Source organism: Bradyrhizobium sp. 482_C4_N1_8 (assembly GCF_052075965.1).
Classification (GTDB): domain Bacteria; phylum Pseudomonadota; class Alphaproteobacteria; order Rhizobiales; family Xanthobacteraceae; genus Bradyrhizobium; species Bradyrhizobium barranii.
Window position 1 is genome coordinate 8,538,827 of the sequence record NZ_CP197231.1, and the last position, 15,963, is coordinate 8,554,789.

The 15,963-nt window shown below is 64.3% G+C and carries 18 protein-coding genes; 8 read left to right on the forward strand and 10 right to left on the reverse strand.

Going from position 1 to position 15,963, the window contains the following annotated elements:
• Positions 1–3: 3 nt before the first annotated feature.
• On the forward strand, positions 4–699 hold the full coding sequence (locus AB7Z56_RS40505) for a GntR family transcriptional regulator (RefSeq protein ID WP_063979784.1): 696 nt from the start codon (positions 4–6) through the stop codon (positions 697–699).
• Positions 700–705: 6 nt separating this feature from the next.
• On the opposite strand, the gene AB7Z56_RS40510 is transcribed toward AB7Z56_RS40505, so the two are convergent.
• Positions 706–846 (reverse strand): hypothetical protein, encoded by a 141-nt coding sequence (locus AB7Z56_RS40510; RefSeq protein ID WP_162131457.1) that lies wholly within the window; start codon positions 844–846, stop codon positions 706–708.
• A gap of 190 nt (positions 847–1,036) precedes the next feature.
• Entirely contained in the window at positions 1,037–1,975 is a 939-nt protein-coding gene (locus tag AB7Z56_RS40515; protein WP_063979785.1) for a DMT family transporter, read from the reverse strand.
• Positions 1,976–2,031: 56 nt separating this feature from the next.
• Between AB7Z56_RS40515 and AB7Z56_RS40520 the strand changes: the two genes are divergently transcribed.
• The 4 genes from AB7Z56_RS40520 (at position 2,032) to AB7Z56_RS40535 (ending at position 5,911) form a co-directional block, all read left to right on the forward strand.
• Positions 2,032–2,229: a hypothetical protein gene (locus AB7Z56_RS40520; RefSeq protein WP_063979786.1), complete on the forward strand. Its 198-nt coding sequence runs from the start codon at positions 2,032–2,034 to the stop codon at positions 2,227–2,229.
• Between the two features lie 96 nt (positions 2,230–2,325).
• Positions 2,326–4,347 carry a YgiQ family radical SAM protein gene (locus AB7Z56_RS40525; protein WP_063979787.1) on the forward strand — a complete coding sequence of 674 codons (2,022 nt, stop codon included), beginning with the start codon at positions 2,326–2,328 and terminating at the stop codon, positions 4,345–4,347.
• Positions 4,348–4,742: 395 nt separating this feature from the next.
• Positions 4,743–5,201 carry an Rrf2 family transcriptional regulator gene (locus tag AB7Z56_RS40530; RefSeq protein WP_063979788.1) on the forward strand — a complete coding sequence of 153 codons (459 nt, stop codon included), beginning with the start codon at positions 4,743–4,745 and terminating at the stop codon, positions 5,199–5,201.
• Positions 5,198–5,911: a class I SAM-dependent methyltransferase gene (locus AB7Z56_RS40535; protein ID WP_063979789.1), complete on the forward strand. Its 714-nt coding sequence runs from the start codon at positions 5,198–5,200 to the stop codon at positions 5,909–5,911. Before AB7Z56_RS40530 ends, AB7Z56_RS40535 begins: the two co-directional genes overlap by 4 nt.
• Positions 5,912–5,971: 60 nt before the next feature.
• Here the strand turns inward: AB7Z56_RS40535 and AB7Z56_RS40540 are convergent, their stop codons facing one another.
• From AB7Z56_RS40540 to AB7Z56_RS40550, 3 genes are all read right to left on the reverse strand, one after another.
• Positions 5,972–7,105: an alpha/beta hydrolase gene (locus AB7Z56_RS40540; RefSeq protein WP_063979790.1), complete on the reverse strand. Its 1,134-nt coding sequence runs from the start codon at positions 7,103–7,105 to the stop codon at positions 5,972–5,974.
• Positions 7,106–7,356: 251 nt separating this feature from the next.
• Positions 7,357–7,674, reverse strand: coding sequence for a DUF1488 family protein (locus AB7Z56_RS40545; RefSeq protein WP_256376441.1), 318 nt, complete (start codon positions 7,672–7,674; stop codon positions 7,357–7,359).
• 3 nt (positions 7,675–7,677) lie between these two features.
• Entirely contained in the window at positions 7,678–7,878 is a 201-nt protein-coding gene (locus AB7Z56_RS40550; RefSeq protein WP_224516821.1) for a hypothetical protein, read from the reverse strand.
• Positions 7,879–8,209: 331 nt separating this feature from the next.
• Between AB7Z56_RS40550 and AB7Z56_RS40555 the strand changes: the two genes are divergently transcribed.
• Positions 8,210–9,301: an AraC family transcriptional regulator gene (locus AB7Z56_RS40555; RefSeq protein ID WP_224580953.1), complete on the forward strand. Its 1,092-nt coding sequence runs from the start codon at positions 8,210–8,212 to the stop codon at positions 9,299–9,301.
• Between the two features lie 78 nt (positions 9,302–9,379).
• Here AB7Z56_RS40555 and styB read toward each other — a convergent pair whose 3' ends face one another.
• Positions 9,380–9,865 (reverse strand): styrene monooxygenase NADH-dependent flavin reductase subunit StyB, encoded by a 486-nt coding sequence (gene styB, locus AB7Z56_RS40560; RefSeq protein WP_063979794.1) that lies wholly within the window; start codon positions 9,863–9,865, stop codon positions 9,380–9,382.
• A gap of 24 nt (positions 9,866–9,889) precedes the next feature.
• A complete protein-coding gene (styA, locus tag AB7Z56_RS40565) occupies positions 9,890–11,140 on the reverse strand; it encodes a styrene monooxygenase subunit StyA (RefSeq protein ID WP_063979795.1) in 1,251 nt (416 codons plus the stop codon).
• Positions 11,141–11,247: 107 nt separating this feature from the next.
• Here styA and AB7Z56_RS40570 point away from each other — a divergent pair, with 107 nt between their 5' ends.
• Together AB7Z56_RS40570 and AB7Z56_RS40575 are read left to right on the forward strand one after the other, a co-directional pair.
• Positions 11,248–12,177 (forward strand): LysR family transcriptional regulator, encoded by a 930-nt coding sequence (locus AB7Z56_RS40570; protein WP_063979796.1) that lies wholly within the window; start codon positions 11,248–11,250, stop codon positions 12,175–12,177.
• A 30-nt stretch (positions 12,178–12,207) separates the two neighbouring features.
• A complete protein-coding gene (locus AB7Z56_RS40575; protein ID WP_354124611.1) occupies positions 12,208–13,230 on the forward strand; it encodes an LLM class flavin-dependent oxidoreductase in 1,023 nt (340 codons plus the stop codon).
• Between the two features lie 26 nt (positions 13,231–13,256).
• On the opposite strand, the gene AB7Z56_RS40580 is transcribed toward AB7Z56_RS40575, so the two are convergent.
• The 3 genes from AB7Z56_RS40580 to AB7Z56_RS40590 form a co-directional block, all read right to left on the reverse strand.
• Positions 13,257–13,646, reverse strand: coding sequence for a hypothetical protein (locus AB7Z56_RS40580; RefSeq protein ID WP_441256810.1), 390 nt, complete (start codon positions 13,644–13,646; stop codon positions 13,257–13,259).
• Between the two features lie 217 nt (positions 13,647–13,863).
• On the reverse strand, positions 13,864–15,165 hold the full coding sequence (locus AB7Z56_RS40585) for an aminotransferase class V-fold PLP-dependent enzyme (RefSeq protein ID WP_063986745.1): 1,302 nt from the start codon (positions 15,163–15,165) through the stop codon (positions 13,864–13,866).
• A gap of 609 nt (positions 15,166–15,774) precedes the next feature.
• Positions 15,775–15,933, reverse strand: a complete 159-nt coding sequence (locus AB7Z56_RS40590; protein ID WP_231143684.1) for a hypothetical protein — start codon at positions 15,931–15,933, stop codon at positions 15,775–15,777.
• Between the last annotated feature and the right edge of the window lie 30 nt (positions 15,934–15,963).

Sequence of the window (15,963 nt, forward strand, 5' to 3'; positions counted from 1 at the left end):
CAGATGCGATCGCTCAAGCTCGATACGCCGAAATCGCTGTCGCAGCGGGTGGTGCTGCGGCTGCGCCAGGCTATCATCGACGGCGAGTTCGCGCTTGGCGCCGCCATCTCCGAGGAGATGGTGGCGAATTCCTTCGGCGTCAGCCGCACGCCGGTGCGCGAGGCGATGGGCCAGTTGCAGGCGCAGGGCCTGGTCGTGATCCGGCCGCAGGTCGGCAGCTTCGTGTTCACGCCGAGCGCGGACGACATCACTGCGCTCTGCACCTTCCGGATCGCGCTCGAGCCCAAGGCCGCCGAGCTCGCGTTTCGTCACGATCGCGACGGCGCAATTGCGACGATGAGCGAGGCAATCGCGGCGATGGAGCCGGCGATCGCGGCGAAGGACAACATCGCCTATGGCCGCGCCGATGCGAGCTTTCACGAAGGGTTGTTCGCGCATTGCGGCAACCGCTATCTCATCGAATCCTACCAGCTCGTCTCGGGCCGCGTCGCCGCGCTGCGCACCAACCTGACGTCGCCGATCGACGTGCGCACCCGCTCGTCCTTCGACGAGCATCGCAAGCTGCTCGATCTGTTCGCGCGCGGCGAGTTCGCGGCCTTCGAAGCGCTGATGACGACGCACATCACCAATTCCGGCCTGGTCTACGCCAAGGCCTTGAAAGTGGAGGCCTTGAAAGTGGAGGCGCTGAAGGTGGACTGAGCGCCTCTACCCCGCGTCCTTCGATCCCGGCCTGTCCAGAAAATCCAGCGCGGTGTTGATCTGTTCGAGCTGGTGCTCGATCTTGTCGCGATCGTCGACCGACTGCGCCTTCTCGAGCTGTTCCACAAGCTTCTGCTTCCGTGACAACAAGTTCTCTATGACCGTACTCACAAGTCCCCCATCGCCCCGAAACGAAACGTCGAGGCAAAATCCGGTTACGGCACTGGCGCCGGGATGGTCGGGGCGCGCGCGAGCATGGCTCGCACCGGTCCCTTGATCAGAATGTTCGCGGAGGCGGTTGGTTCCTGCGAATGAACCACAACTCCGATCGATGGAACTATTTGCGCAGGCTCGCCCAGACCCCGCCGAGGATCAGCACACCGCCGAACAGATGGATCAGTTTTGGCGGTTCACCGAGAATTGCGAACGACAGCAGGGCGCTCGCGATCGGTCCGAGATAAAGCACGAGCGAGGTTCGGACCGAACCGAATTTGCCGCCGAGCCAGGCAAAGCCGGCATAGGCGAGCAGCCCGGGAACGATCCCGGCGAAGACGTAAGCCGACACCGCTTTCGTGCTGAAGACCTGCGCCGGCGTGGTCCACATCTCGATCAGCGCCTGCGGCAGCGAGAACAGCGCGCCGGCGCCTGCGAACAGGCTCATGCGCGCCAGCAGCGACGCCTTGGGCGCCGCGCGCGATTGCAGCAGCGTGTAGCCGGACCAGCCGAGCATCGCGATCACGACCAGGCCGTCGCCCGCTGCCGTCTCCAGTGCGAACAAGGTCTCCGGATGACCGCCGGAGATGATGAGCAAGGCGCCGGCGAGCGCAAGCGCCGTGCCGAGCCATTGCAGCGGGCCGACCTGCTCGATGCCGAGCACCGCAGAGATCATCAGCACCGTGACCGGCGACAGCGCCATGATCAACGCGATGTGGATCGCCGTCGTCGAGATGCCCGCGGCATAGACCGGGCCGCCGCAGAGGAACATGCCCATGAAGCCGGCGGCGAGGATCGGCCAGATGTTCTTGCCAAGTGGCACGCGGCCGGCGCGGATCTCGGCGAACGCGATCGGCGCGAGCCCGATGGCAACGATGCTCCAGCGGAAGAAGGCGAGCGCGAAGGGCGGGACCGAGCCCGCAAGCCCGCGCGCCAGAATCTGATTTGAGGCCTGCGCGGTCGCCACCAGGATGAAGCCGATCAACGCAACCGCACCGAGCCAGGCCTCGGTGGACGGCGCCGCGCCGGCGTCATCACCGCCGTCAGAAGTTTCCTTGCCCATGGAGCAATCGGATATCCGATGTCGGCCGCGGTGAGAACCTGGAAGAGGGATCGCTCATGTGCATATGGGGCACGCGCACTGTTCCGGGCGGCGAGGCGATGCGCGCCATGCGCAAGGTCTGGATCGAAGCGGCGTTGCCGGGCTCGACGGCAACCAATCTCCGCCTCGTCGAGGACGCCGTACCGATGGTCCGCCAGCATGGCGGCGAGCCGGCCACGACTGCCGAGGTCCGGCAAGGGTTCGCGAACGGTTAACGCACTCCCGCAAGCCGGATAGCCCCTGGCGGAACCGCAAATCTTCACGCGTCCGTCGGTTGTATTCGTACGCCCGGAGTCCTATGCGTAGGCGCCATGGACATCCAGATCATCACCGCCGAAAAGCCCCTGATGGCGCAGGCGCGCCCGCGCAAGCCGGCGCCATTCCTTCCCATGAGCCGCGCCGAGATGGACGCGCTCGGCTGGGACGCCTGCGACATCGTGCTGGTGACCGGCGATGCCTATGTCGACCATCCGAGCTTTGGCATGGCCATCATCGGCCGGCTGCTGGAGGCGCAGGGCTTTCGGGTCGGCATCATCTCCCAGCCCGACTGGCATTCGGCCGATCCGTTCAAGGTGCTCGGCAAGCCAAAAGTGTTTTTCGGCGTCACCGGCGGCAACATGGACTCGATGGTGAACCGCTACACCGCGGACCGGCGCATCCGCAGCGACGACGCCTATACGGCCGGCGGCGAAGGCGGCAAGCGGCCCGACCGCTGCACCGTCGTCTACGCGCAGCGCTGCCGCGAGGCGTTCAAGGACGTGCCGATCGTGCTCGGCGGCATCGAGGCCTCGCTGCGCCGGATCGCGCATTACGATTACTGGTCCGACAAGGTGCGCCGCTCGGTGCTGGCCGACGCCAAGGCCGACCTCTTGCTTTACGGCAATGCCGAGCGCGCCGTCGTCGAAGTGGCGCAGCGGCTCGCTGACGGCGAGGCACCGCGCGACCTCAACGACATCAGAGGCGTCGCGCTGTTCCGCCGCGTCCCGGAGGACTACAGCGAACTGCACGCCGACGATCTCGATTCCGCCGACGAGGGCGCAACGCGCCAGAAGGGTGCGACCGTCATCCGGCTGCCGGCGCTGGAGCAGGTCGAGCAGGACAAGGAAGCCTATGCGCGCGCGTCACGCGTGCTGCATCGGGAGAGCAATCCCGGCAATGCACGGCCGCTGGTGCAGCGTCATGGCGACCGCGACCTCTGGCTCAATCCGCCGCCGATCCCGCTGACCAGCGACGAGATGGATGCGGTCTACGACCTGCCTTACGCACGCGCGCCGCATCCGTCCTATGGCGAGGCAAAGATCCCCGCCTGGGACATGATCAAGTTCTCGGTGACGATCATGCGCGGCTGCTTTGGCGGCTGCACCTTCTGCTCGATCACCGAGCATGAGGGCCGCATCATCCAGAACCGCTCTGAGGGTTCTATTCTGCGCGAGATCGAAAAGATCCGCGACAAGACGCCGGGCTTCACCGGCGTGATCTCCGACATCGGCGGCCCCACGGCCAACATGTACCGGATGGCGTGCAAGGATCCGAAGGTCGAGGCGGCGTGCCGCCGGCCGTCCTGCGTCTTCCCCGAGATCTGCCCGAACCTCAACACCTCGCATGACGATCTGATCCGGCTCTATCGCAAGGTGCGCGAGACCAAGGGCATCAAGAAGGTGATGGTCGCTTCGGGCGTGCGCTACGACCTCGCGGTCGAGAGCCCCGAATACATCAAGGAGCTCGTCACCCATCACGTCGGTGGTTACCTGAAGATCGCGCCCGAACATACCGAGCGCGGCCCGCTCGACAAGATGATGAAGCCGGGCATCGGCGCCTACAACCAGTTCAAGCGGATGTTCGATGCCGCGGCCGAGCAGGCCGGCAAGAAATACTATCTGATCCCGTATTTCATCGCGGCGCATCCGGGCACGACCGACGAGGACATGATGAACCTCGCGCTCTGGCTCAAGAAGAACCGCTATCGCGCCGATCAGGTGCAGACCTTCCTGCCCTCGCCGATGGCGACCGCGACCGCGATGTACCACACCGGCGTCAACCCGCTGCGCGGCGTACGCCGCGGCGGCAGCGACAAGGTCGAGGCGATCAAGGGCCTGCGGCAGCGAAGGCTGCACAAGGCGTTTTTGCGCTATCACGACCCCGACAATTGGCCGGTGCTCCGCGAGGCCTTGATCGAGATGGGCCGCCGCGACCTGATCGGCTCGCGTCCCGACCAGCTCGTGCCCGCGCATCAGCCGCCCGGCACCGGCAAGGCCGCCGGCACACGGCGACCGGTGCGCCCCGGCGGCAAGACGCAGCGGTTCACGACCAAGGGTCTGCGGGTGATGAAGTAGCGGCAGAGCCGGATGAGGTCCGGTTCGGCCTGCGGCAGTTGTGCTCCAAAATAAAATGTCGAAAACAACCCCATGCACAGTAGACGGCATGAGCGGGATCAATGGCTTAGGCGGTCTGCGGCGACGTTGACCCGTCGGGCAAAACAGGCGCTGGATGGCATCCTCGGCAGCGTTGGCTGAGCAAGTCCCCGACGCTCCTCCGTATCGATATCCCAAAGCTTCACATCGCGTCCCGCACGCAAGCTTTTTCCGCGCGCGCTGTGCGGATCATGCTCGAAACGGCATCTTCCATCGATTCGAATCCAATCGACGCGCCGGCCGATGAGGCGCGCGTTCCTTAACGCACGCTCCGAAACCAGTTGACCTCGGCGCCATCATGTAACATATGAAGTTACATGAAACGAGACGGCCGATTATCAGGGGTTCTCCACGTCCTGCTGCACATGGCGCAGCAGCCTGGCCCGTTCACCTCCGAGACCCTGGCGAAGGCCATGGACACCAACCCGGTGGTGATCCGCCGCATCATGGCGGGCCTGCGCGACCTCGGTTACGTCCGCTCCGAGAAGGGGCACGGCGGTGGCTGGACGCTGGCTTGCGATCTGTCGAGGGTGACGCTGCGCGACGTCTACACCGCGCTCGGCAGCCCCTCGATTCTGGCCATGGGCAACCGGACCGAGGCGCCTGGCTGCCTCGTCGAGCAGGCCGTCAATGCCGCGCTCGATCAGGCCTTTGACGATGCAGAGGCGTTGCTGCTGTCGCGCTTTGGCGAAGTGACGCTGGCGATGCTGAGCGACGATCTGCGCAAGCGCCTGGGTGCGCGAAAGCTTCACAGCATGAGCGCGCATCACGCGTGACCCATTCCCCTCAGCAGGACAACATCGTGACCGACATTCAAAACGCGTTCTCCGATCCGCAGATGGTGGCGAAGTACACCGAAGGGCCGCCACGGTTTGTTCCCGGCTACAATTCGATGCTGTCCATGGCGGCGATCCTTTTGGGCGAGCGTGCGCGTGAAGATGCGCGAATACTCGTTCTTGGCGCCGGCGGCGGCCTGGAGCTGAATGCCTTTGCGCAAGCGCAGCCGCGCTGGACCTTCGACGGCGTGGACCCGTCCGCTGCGATGCTGAATCTCGCGAAGCAGACGCTGGGCCCGCTCGCGTCGCGCGCGCGTCTGCACCAAGGCTATATCGACGATGCACCGGAGGGGCCGTTCGACGGCGCGACGTGCCTGTTGACCCTGCACTTCGTCGATGTCGAGGAACGGCTGCGAATAGCGTCCGAAATCCGCCGCCGCCTCAAGCCCGGCGCGCCGTTCGTCGCGGCCCATTTCAGCATCCCCGGCGACGACGATGAACGGCCGCTTTGGCTCTCGCGCTATTCCGCCTTTCTCGCCGCAGCCGGAGTCGAGCCCGACAAGGCGGCCGCCGCGCGAAAGGCGGTCGACGGCCAGTTGAGCATTCTGGCGCCCGCGCGAGACGAAGCAATTTTGCGCGACGCAGGCTTCTCCGTCCCAACCCTGTTCTACATCGGCTTCACGTTCCGCGGCTGGGTCGCCTACGCCTGAGACGTCACGGCCTCGTCGACACGTCGCCATGAAGAAGCCAGGCAGGGCCTGCCTCTCGCGCTACTCCGCAAGCCGCGCGAGCGGGCCCGCGGCCGCCTTCTGTTCACCCAGCGCTTGGCCCTGGGCCATGCGTTGGCGGATCATTGCGACAACCGGGCCTACCTGCTCGAAAGCCCGGTCGTGGGCGTCGTCGCCGGCGACCGCCAGTTTCGTCAGGTCGTAGACGTCGATCCGGTCGCGCGCGAGCTCAGTTCGATAAGGCTCCTGGGTCGGGTCGATATCGCCCAGGCGGGCGACGTCTCCCCAGATCGTCTTCGACAGCGAGAGCGCGCCGTCGTCACGCGAGACGAACAACGAGATGGGGGGCCGCGCGCCGCTCATCCGGTTCAGTTGCGAGCGGAAGACATCGACATCCACGTCGGGTGCCACCAGCATCACATTCTTCAGCTTGCTGCGCTTCGACGCGACAGCCGGGGCGCGGATCGCCCGCGTTCGCAGTGCTTCCAGTGCGATCCAATTGCCCATCGAATGAGCCAGAAGATAAACTTCGCCGACGGCAGACGAGGCGTCGAGCGTGCTCAACAGATTGTCGAGCGCGTCACGCGAAAAATTGGCGCTTTCCCGGTCATAGGTATACGCGCGCAGCCTCAGCTCGCCGCGCGATGGCCAGGTGAAAAGCACGGGAACGACCGGCACTTTGGAGTCGTGCACGATCTGCGCGAAGCGATAGACCGCATCATCGAAGCGGTTGTTGAAGCCGTGGACGAAGACAAGCACCTTGTTGCGACCGGACTGCTTCATCGCCGCGGCGACAGACGCAGCGAAATGCGTCTTGTCGAGATAGTCGGCCGACACAGTCGTGAAATCCCGTTGGGGGTCGCCGGGCAGGCTCGCGGGCCACTGCACTTCGCCGATCTTCCGCGCGGCATCTGGCGGGATCGAGACAGTCACCTCGGCAAAGGACAGCTCGTCCGAACGGTCCCCGCTGAACATCTCACCGGGATCGACGTCGGATCGCTTGCGATTGGTGACGACGTAGATCGGGACATTTGTGTTTCCGGGGGCGACCTGCGCTGTCGGAACAAGCACGCCCTGCGACGGACGTCCTGCACAGCCGCCCAGGACTGCTGCGATCGACAAAGCCAACAAAACTGCTGGAGCACTGATGCGACTCGTCCGGACCACCGGCAACACTCACAACTGGACGCAAGAGCGCGATAACTCACCATCCGGGCAACGGAAGGGGCACCGGATATCGACCAGTCTATACCGGCTGAGCGTGCCTGGATGTCACGGCGCGGCAACACCCAGCCGGCGACAACTGCGGAACCCGGTCTTGCAGACCATGGTCGAGTGAAATGTTTAAGAGGGAGATGTCGAGCATCTCACGTGGCACAAATTGCATATGCGTTGCCGTTGCGGCGGCGGCCTTGCTTTGGCGGTCGTCAGAGCGCCTTGACGTGCTTGGAGAAGATGCGGAGCCGCTCGCGCTGCCGCCTGCCCTGCTGTTCGAAAGCGTATGATGCAAGGCGCTCGACCGCGTCGCGGAGACACCTGAATTGGGTCTCCCTTTCGTCGGGACGCGTGCCCTTCGAGCCGTGAAGGTCGTCCAGCGCGACGCTGCTTATCTCGCAGTCGACGATGCTGGCGCCATACGTCATCGTAAACAGAAACGCCATCCGCTCCGTGTCGTAGCCAAGAATCTGGCCGCGCGTCAGAAGCGCTGCGTTTTCCGCTGGGGATACTCTCGGTGGACGCGGCAATTGTCAGCCTACGGCTTCGCCGGTGTCGCACGGCGGCACCTCCGCCAGGCGGCTCGCCTGCGAAGCAAAATCGTTGAACGCTGCGACTGCGTCGCTCATGTTGCGGCATCCGCGGCTGTCGCGCGAGGCGTGAACGCGAAGATCGAACAGCTCCATCCAGAACAGGGGCGCCGCAGCTGAACCGGCTTCAAGCGTTTCGAACATGTTGATCTCGCAATCGCCAACGCGCTCAAGCGCAACCGTCCGTGGGCCATGAGCGATATGAGGAATTCCGAGCAATTTTCCGTAACTTCGCAATATCTTCACGTTTATAGGCGGCGCGCCATCGCAGCTGGACATCAAGGCCTTCGGGCTTTTTCGGGGTGGGTTCGCCCCCGAGTACAGACGACGCACCTAGGGGGACAGATCGCCGATTTAAGTCACATGACACCCGGTTTCTTGTTATCGTGAGCCAATAACTTGATTTTCTATGCCGCGATCCCGATGCGCGAGCCGAGGACTCAAGGCCGCAGCGGCAACGACGAAAGGGTTCGATGTGGCTGCTGCCCGTTCGCCCCAATTGCAAGCCATGCCCAGTGCGACCGGCGGCATCGCCCGCCTGGTGTGGGCCCGCCTGCGCGAAGCCGGCATTCAGGCGGACGGCTTGCTGTCCAAGGCCAGATTGACCCTCGAGCAGATCCAAGACCGCAAGGCGCGGCTTAGCGTTGAAAGCCAGATCAAGTTTCTGGAGCTTGGTGCCGAGGCGCTGCACGACGACGCCCTGGGATTTCACCTGGCACGGGACTTCGACCTTCGTGAGATCGGCCTGCTCTACTATGTCGCGGCCTCATCCGGGACAGTCGCTGAAGCATTGTCAAAGACGGAGCGCTATTGCCGCCTCGCGAACGAGGGAATTTCACTGCGATTTGCCGCGAAGGACATGGCGATTGCGTTGAGCTATGTCGGCGTGGAACGGCGGTCGGATCGGCACCAGATCGAATTCTGGGTGACCTCTATCATTCGAATCAACCGCGCACTGACCAACCGCCGCGTGGTGCCAAGCCGTGTCAAAGTCGCCCATCGCCGTCGAGCGATGCCCGCGGAGGTCAGGTCGTTCCTTGGTTGCGAGATCGAGTTCGGATCAGACGTCGATGAGATCGCCTTCCCTCAGTCCGTGGGACAGATGCCCATCGAAAGTGCCGATCACCACTTGAACGATCTGCTGGTGACCTTCTGCGAGGAGGCGCTTGCACATCGGAAGCCTGGGGGAGTTTCGCTCAGATCGAGCGTCGAGAATGCCATCGCGCCACTGCTTCCCCATCGCGAGGCACGGGCTGAGGAGATCGCGCGCCGGCTCGGCATGAGCCACCGCACGTTGGCGCGGCGCCTCGCGTCGGAAGGACTGACCTTCACCGGCATTATGGACGAGCTGAAAATCGACCTCGCCAAAAGCTATTTGAAAAAGGACGAGTTGCCGATTTCGCAAACCGCCTGGCTGCTCGGCTATGGCGAAGTCAGCGCATTCACCCACGCCTTCAGGCGCTGGACCGGAATGACGCCACGACAATGGCGTGCCGCGGACGATCCCAAGCGCGCCGACAACGTCAACGATACGCCCCCTCGCGCAAAGAACGCCAGGGCAAGCTAGTCCCGGCGGTAACGCCAAAGCGCCCCGATGCAGCCAGGAAAACACCAGATCCACTCAAGCCGCGGACCGCTGCAACCCTCACCGATCCACCGGCACGCCCGGCCCGAGATGATACCGGCTCGAGAAGAACACCAGCGGCGTAGTGTCGCGATAGTCGCAGCTCGAAACTTCGGCGATGATCAGCGTGTGGTCGCTGACATCGACGTGGCGTGTGACCTCGCAGGCGAACCAGGCCATGCAGCCCGACAGACGCGGCAGGCCGTCGACGATGACGTAATCCGGCGTCGCGCCGGTGTTCGGCTGGCTCGCGAAGTGCCGCGACAGGTCCCGGCCATGCTCGGGCAGGACGTTGACGCAGTAGCGTCCAGTCGCCGAGATCGCCCGGTGCATGCGTCCTGGCATGACCGACACCAGCACGGTCGGCGGGGACAGGCTGACGGTGACAAAACTGTTCGCGGTCATGCCGCAGACGCGGCCGTGCTCGTCCAGCGCGGTCAGCACCGCGACACCGGTCGTAAAGCGCGATGCGGCCTCGCGGAATGAGGCCGGATTGGCGCGCGGCATGTCAATCCCCACTCGCATCGGTCCTCACGCAATCGCCCTGACCGGCTCAGGCGGCGCCGACATGCGCTCGATCCAGGCCTGGATGCGCTGCGGCGTGCAGATGCGGTCCCACTGCCGGTCCGGGTAGTTGAAATTCTCGGTGAACTCGTTGGCCAGCGCCGGGTTCTGGCTCATCGCGCCGATCAGCATGCCCAGCGCTTCCGTCGGCGGCTGCAGCATCACATTGGTCCAGCGCGAGGCCGCCAGCACGCGATCCTGTCGTTTCAGCTCGATCTTCTCGCACAGGCGCAAGTCGAGCGCATCCGCGTTGACGATCTCCTCGCCGAGCACGAAGGCCGCATAGGAGGCGACATTGGCGCCCTGGCCCATCATGGGATCGACGATCGCATGGACGTCACCGAGCGCGATCGCGCATTTGCCGTCGTCGAACTCGACCACAGTGTTGCGCACCGTCGGGACCACGCCGCCTTGCAGCAGATCCTGCGGCTGCGCGAGATCGAAGCGCGCGGTGTCGATGCGGTCGTAGGTCGTCGGGTGATGCTTCTCGAGCTTGCCGAGCAGCACTTTCAAGAAGTGCTTCGGGTTGTCGTCGTAGCTGAGCGTGGCCAGTTCCTCCATGTCGCCGCCCGGCACATTCTCCATCAGCAGCGCGTTGGCGACACCGCCGAACGTAATGGTCGGGATCACGATCATCTCGCCATGGCCTGGAGACACCGAGAGCGTGACGTTCATGGGATCGGGCTGCCGCATGCCGGTGTAAAGCCCGACGCACAGCCGCCGTTGCGGCTGCGAATAGGGGGTGTGCTCCGGCCGGTAAGTGAAGAGCTGGCCCAGCGGACCCTTGCCGGTCGAGACGACCAGGAGATCGAAACGGGCGACCAGCGGACGGATGTCGCGCTCTTCGATGCGGCGATATTCGATCTTGCCGCCGCGGCTGACAAAATCCTGCATCAGGGCAGGAAGATAGATCCGGTAGTCGACGGCGCGGCTCGGCTTCGAGAAATCACCGCGAAAGCTCAGCGGCTGCGGAAAATTGAAGACGTGATCGTGGTAGTAATAATGGTCCTTCGGATCGCTCCAGTGATTGACGCCGAGATAGTCCTCGCGCGCGATCGTCACGTGGTGATGCGCGACGGTGTTGAGCAGGCGGATGTTCTTGTATTCCTCGGGCGGTCGATCCGTGATGATCGTCGCGTCCACGCCGTGCTTCTGCAGGTAAAGCGCGAGATGCAGGCCGGCGATGCCGGCGCCGACAATTCCGATATGGCGTGCCAATTTCGTCTCCTCCCCTGTGAATGCTTGTTTTGAGGGAGCCTAGCGACCCGCCGAGTTGCGCACTACGGAATAAATGGGATATAATTTATTCCAGATCGGAATGAATTATGGACCGGATCGATTGCCTGCGCGCTTTCGTTCGCGCCCTGGAGGGCGGCAGCTTCTCGGCTGCGGCCAAGGAGCTCGGAATCGGCCAGCCCGCGATCAGCAAGCGCATTGCGATGCTTGAAAGCGAATTCGGCACGCAGCTGTTTTCGCGCACGACGCGCACACTGAAGCCGACGGCCGAAGCGCACCGGATCTACGATCTCGCGCGGCAGATCCTCGACAGCTTCGACATGGCGCGGTCGAGTGTCGAACAGGCCGCACCCCGCCCCACCGGCACGCTCCGGATCGGCGTGCCGTCGTCGTTCGGACGGCGCTACGTGATGCCCGTCATCGCCGAGTACGTTCGGAATTATCCGGAAGTGCGGGTCGACATCCGCTTCAGCGAGCGGTTCGTCAATCTGGTGGAAGAAGGCATCGAATTGGCGCTGCGCATTGGAAACCTGGAAGCGAGCACGCTGGTCGCCCGCCGGCTCGGGACCGTGCAGCGCCATCTTGTTGCGACACCCACCTATCTGCACGGCCGCCCGCTGCCGCGGACACCTGACGATCTCAGCTCGCACCAGTGCATCGTCTATTCGCGGATGTCGCCGGCGCAGCAATGGGCCTTCGAATCCGAGCATGGCCGTCACGTCGCATCGATCAACGGACCCATTCACGTCGACGACGCCGATGCGATGCAGGAGGCGACGATGCAGCATCTCGGCATCGCGATCCTGCCCGAATGGAATGCCGCGGAGGGCCTTCGCAGCGGCGAGCTCGAACATGTGCTTCCGGAGTACACCATCGCCGCGCTGCCCCTGCACGCGGTCTATCCGGAGACGCAGTGGATGTCGTTGCGCGCGCGAAGCTTTCTGGATCTCCTGGTCGACCGCGCCGAGCATTTCGCGCCAGCCCCGTCGCATACCCGCACCGCCGGCGCAGGCGGTTGACGCCGCCCCCGCCATCATTAAATGACGCCCATGAAAAAGATCGGATTTCTGTCCTTCGGACACTGGACGCCCTCGCCGCAATCGCAGACCCGCTCGGCGGCGGACACGCTGCTGCAATCCATCGAGCTGGCCGTCGCGGCGGAACAGCTCGGCGCGGATGGCGCCTATTTCCGCGTGCATCACTTCGCGCGCCAGCTGGCCTCGCCCTTCCCGCTGCTCGCCGCCGTCGGCGCGAGAACCAGCACAATCGAGATCGGCACGGCCGTGATCGACATGCGCTACGAAAACCCGCTCTACATGATCGAGGATGCGGGTAGCGCCGATCTCATCGCCGGCGGGAGGCTCCAGCTCGGCATCAGCCGCGGCTCGCCGGAGCAGGTGATCGACGGCTGGCGCTACTTTGGTTATCGCCCGGCCGACGGCCAGAGCGATGCCGACATGGGCCGGCGCCATGCGGAGGTCTTTCTGGACCTGTTGCGCGGCGAAGGTTTTGCCGAGCCCAATCCGCAACCGATGTTTCCCAATCCGCCGGGGCTGCTGCGCCTCGAACCGCATGCGGCGGGCCTTCGCGAACGGATCTGGTGGGGCGCCGGCTCGAACGCGACCGCGGTGTGGGCAGCGAAGCACGGCATGAATCTGCAGAGCTCGACGCTGAAGAACGACGAGACCGGCGAAGCTTTTCATGTGCAGCAGGCGGCGCAAATCCGGAGCTATCGCGCCGCGTGGACGGAGGCCGGCCACGCCCGCGAGCCCCGCGTGTCCGTCAGCCGCAGCATCTTCGCGCTGATGAATGATCGCGACCGCGCCTATTTCGGCGGGGAGCGCGGAGGCGAAGACCAGATCGGCTTCATCGACCCGCAAACGCGTGCGATCTTCGGCCGGAGTTATGCGGCCGAGCCGGAGGCACTGATCGAGCAACTACGGCAGGACGAGGCGATCGCCGAGGCCGATACGCTGCTGCTGACGATTCCGAACCAGCTCGGCGTCGACTATTGCGCACATGCGATCGAGGCGATCTTGAAGCACGTCGCGCCGGCGCTTGGCTGGCGGTGAGACCGCCGACCGATTCACTGCGAAAGTCAGGCCGTCTCGCGCTGGCCCCTGATCTTCTCAAGCCAAGCTGTCAAACGCGGATGTCTCGTATATCGGCCCTCCAGGCCCGCCAGTTCCTGCTGAAAGACCGGCAGCGAGAGCAGCCGTTCGATATCGGGCTCCCTGATCTTCCAGATCGCCGGCGGAAAGAAGCCATGCACCTTGAGTTCGTAGAGCTCGAAGATCGAATGAATGATCTCGTGTACCGCCCGGCGCTCTTCCGGTGTGATCTCAATGTCGCCGGCAGCCCCTCGCTCGAGGAATGCCGCGACCGGAAGGCGGCGTCGCAGGTCGGAGACCCGGTCGGAATATCGAAGGAAGATGTCCGCGCCCAGACGCCGATTGTTGGTGTGTAGCGCCGCATAGATCGCAGCCATGCCAACGATGATCGATCCGAGCGTCACGAATCTGAGAATATGGTCGAGCACGCGTCTCCTCCTTGCGCAGGGCACCGGAGTGACAGAGATAAACCAGACCGTGGGCCGATAAAATGGGGCGGCCAGGGCTCATGGACGCCCCCGCATCTCACATTTGTCAGATGCGCGGAGGATGAAGTCCCGTGAATTCGTGGTGATGTCAGTCCCGCGCCCGGGCCTACCCCGTCTTCGTCCCCGTGACGACGGCGAGCGCCTCGACGAGGCGGTCGAGATCGGCCTCGTCGGTAAAGAGCGCCGGCGTCACACGGATGCATTGGCCCTTGGCGACGCCCGCCCGGCGCACCGTCATGACCTTGTGGCTATCCCTCAGCTTCACGACGATAGCATCGTTGTCCGCCTTGCTGGTCTTGCCGGCGAGACGGAAGGACGTGATCGCGCCATATGAGCCGACCTCATCCGGCGTCAGGATCTCGATGTCCTTGAATCCGCGGGCGCGGCTCACCCAGTAATCGCGCAAATAGCGGAGGCGGGCTTGCTTTGCCGCCGCGCCGATCTGTTGATGGAGCGCCACGGCCGCGGGCACCGTCAGGACCGTCGCGAAATTGACCGTGCCGGTGTGCACCCGCGAGCGGATATCGGTCTCCGCAAAATCCTCGTCGCCCATGTCACGATCGATGTCGGCGAGGCGATCCTTCCTGATGTAGAGGAAGCCCACGCCGAGCGGCGCGCCGATCCATTTGTGCAGGTTGAAGCCGACGAAATCGACGTCGAGCTCGCCTACCCTGAAGTCGATCTGCCCCCAGGAATGCGCGGCGTCGACGATGGTGTCGATGCCCTTGACCCTGGCCATGCGGGCGATCTCGGCGACCGGCATGACGAGGCCGGTGCGATGGCTGACATGGGTGAGGAGGAGGAGCCTGGTCCTGGGATTCGCCTCGAGGGCGCGGGCATAGGCGTCGAGCACGGCCTGGCGGGTGGCCGGCTCCGGCACATCGAACCTGACCACGTCGACACCGCGGCGCGCCTTAAGCGCGTTCATCGCGTACTGCATCGAATCGTAGTCGAGGTCGGCGTAGAGAACGCTGTCGCCGGGCTTCAGCATGTTGTAGCCGCCGATCAGGAGCTGCAGCGCTTCGGTCGCGCCGCGGGTGAGCGCGATCTCCTCGGGCGCCGCGCCGACCGCCTGGGCCACCTTGATGCGCACGGCCTCGAAATCCGCACCCGCGCGCTGCCGCGCGTAGTAGGTGTTTTGATAGTTGACCATATCGGTCTGGCGAATGAACTCGCGCCTCACCGGCTCGGCCATAATGCCCCAAAAGCCGTTCTCCAGATTGACGACATCCGGCGTCACTGAATAGAGCCCCTTCACCGCCGCCCAATAGGCATTGTCGGTGGCGATGGCGGCCGCCGCTCCGGTCGGCTGCGCCGGCAGGCCGTCGGCTGCCATGGCCGGTGCCGCCAGGGACGTGACGGCTGCGGCCGCGAGGCCCTTCAGGATCGACCGGCGGTCGGACGACATTGTCTCATTCAGATGCATATCAGCCCCCCACGATGCGCGGCGAAGGGAGCAGCGATCCATAGAGCGCGCATGACGAAGGGATGACAGTTCGATGATGCCCGGCCGCCCGGTTACATTTCGGTCATTGCCCCGTCGATCATCCCGGCGCCGATGTCACCGGCCATTGCGAGACGTCCGCCATCGAAAGCAATTCCAGCTTCGCGGACGATTTTTCCAACAATGAGGCATGCGCAAGGCGCCGGGGATCATTGCGATAGTCTTGGAAGTCCGCATCGGATGCGAAGCTGACGATGTGCACCTCGATCGTGCCATCCGAATTTCGAAGACGACGCTACACACGCCCGTTGAACGCAGCGAATAGCGGCAAGACGGCATCCTCGTAGGCGCGGAAGGCCTCGATACCCTCAGGCGGTATTCGGGCAATGAGCACCAACGTTGCGGAGTGAGCTTGAGAAGTCATCGCCGCAATCCCGAGCCGAAATAGTCGCGCATTGGAGACGCCGCATCCTGCGGGCGCCGCCTCGCGGCGTCAATGACGGCTCGAATGCAAGGCCGGCACCTGCGAGACGCCCGCTTTGGGCGGGCTCCTGGGGATCAACTCGCGCGATCTCAGAACAAGGCGGCGCTGACGGCCTGTCCGTAGATCATCGCGGCGACGAGGGAGAGCAGCAAGCCCGCGCCCGAGAAAATCACGAGCACCTTTACGGTTTCGACATCAACGTTGGTTCTCGTCGCGCGGGATATCGCCTTTGCCAGTGCAGCCATCATCGCCAGCTCCGAACCGGGCCGCGCGGAGGC

Excerpts from the sequence above, each read along its gene's own strand:
- AB7Z56_RS40505 (WP_063979784.1), top strand. The coding sequence starts at position 4 with ATGCGATCGCTCAAGCTCGATACGCCGAAATCGCTGTCGCAGCGGGTG.
- AB7Z56_RS40515 (WP_063979785.1), bottom strand. The coding sequence starts at position 1,975 with ATGGGCAAGGAAACTTCTGACGGCGGTGATGACGCCGGCGCGGCGCCG.
- AB7Z56_RS40520 (WP_063979786.1), top strand. The coding sequence starts at position 2,032 with ATGTGCATATGGGGCACGCGCACTGTTCCGGGCGGCGAGGCGATGCGC.
- AB7Z56_RS40525 (WP_063979787.1), top strand. The coding sequence starts at position 2,326 with ATGGACATCCAGATCATCACCGCCGAAAAGCCCCTGATGGCGCAGGCG.
- AB7Z56_RS40530 (WP_063979788.1), top strand. The coding sequence starts at position 4,743 with ATGAAACGAGACGGCCGATTATCAGGGGTTCTCCACGTCCTGCTGCAC.
- AB7Z56_RS40550 (WP_224516821.1), bottom strand. The coding sequence starts at position 7,878 with ATGTTCGAAACGCTTGAAGCCGGTTCAGCTGCGGCGCCCCTGTTCTGG.
- styB (WP_063979794.1), bottom strand. The coding sequence starts at position 9,865 with ATGCCGCGCGCCAATCCGGCCTCATTCCGCGAGGCCGCATCGCGCTTT.
- AB7Z56_RS40570 (WP_063979796.1), top strand. The coding sequence starts at position 11,248 with ATGGACCGGATCGATTGCCTGCGCGCTTTCGTTCGCGCCCTGGAGGGC.
- AB7Z56_RS40575 (WP_354124611.1), top strand. The coding sequence starts at position 12,208 with ATGAAAAAGATCGGATTTCTGTCCTTCGGACACTGGACGCCCTCGCCG.
- AB7Z56_RS40580 (WP_441256810.1), bottom strand. The coding sequence starts at position 13,646 with ATGGCTGCGATCTATGCGGCGCTACACACCAACAATCGGCGTCTGGGC.
- AB7Z56_RS40585 (WP_063986745.1), bottom strand. The coding sequence starts at position 15,165 with ATGTCGTCCGACCGCCGGTCGATCCTGAAGGGCCTCGCGGCCGCAGCC.
- AB7Z56_RS40590 (WP_231143684.1), bottom strand. The coding sequence starts at position 15,933 with ATGATGGCTGCACTGGCAAAGGCGATATCCCGCGCGACGAGAACCAAC.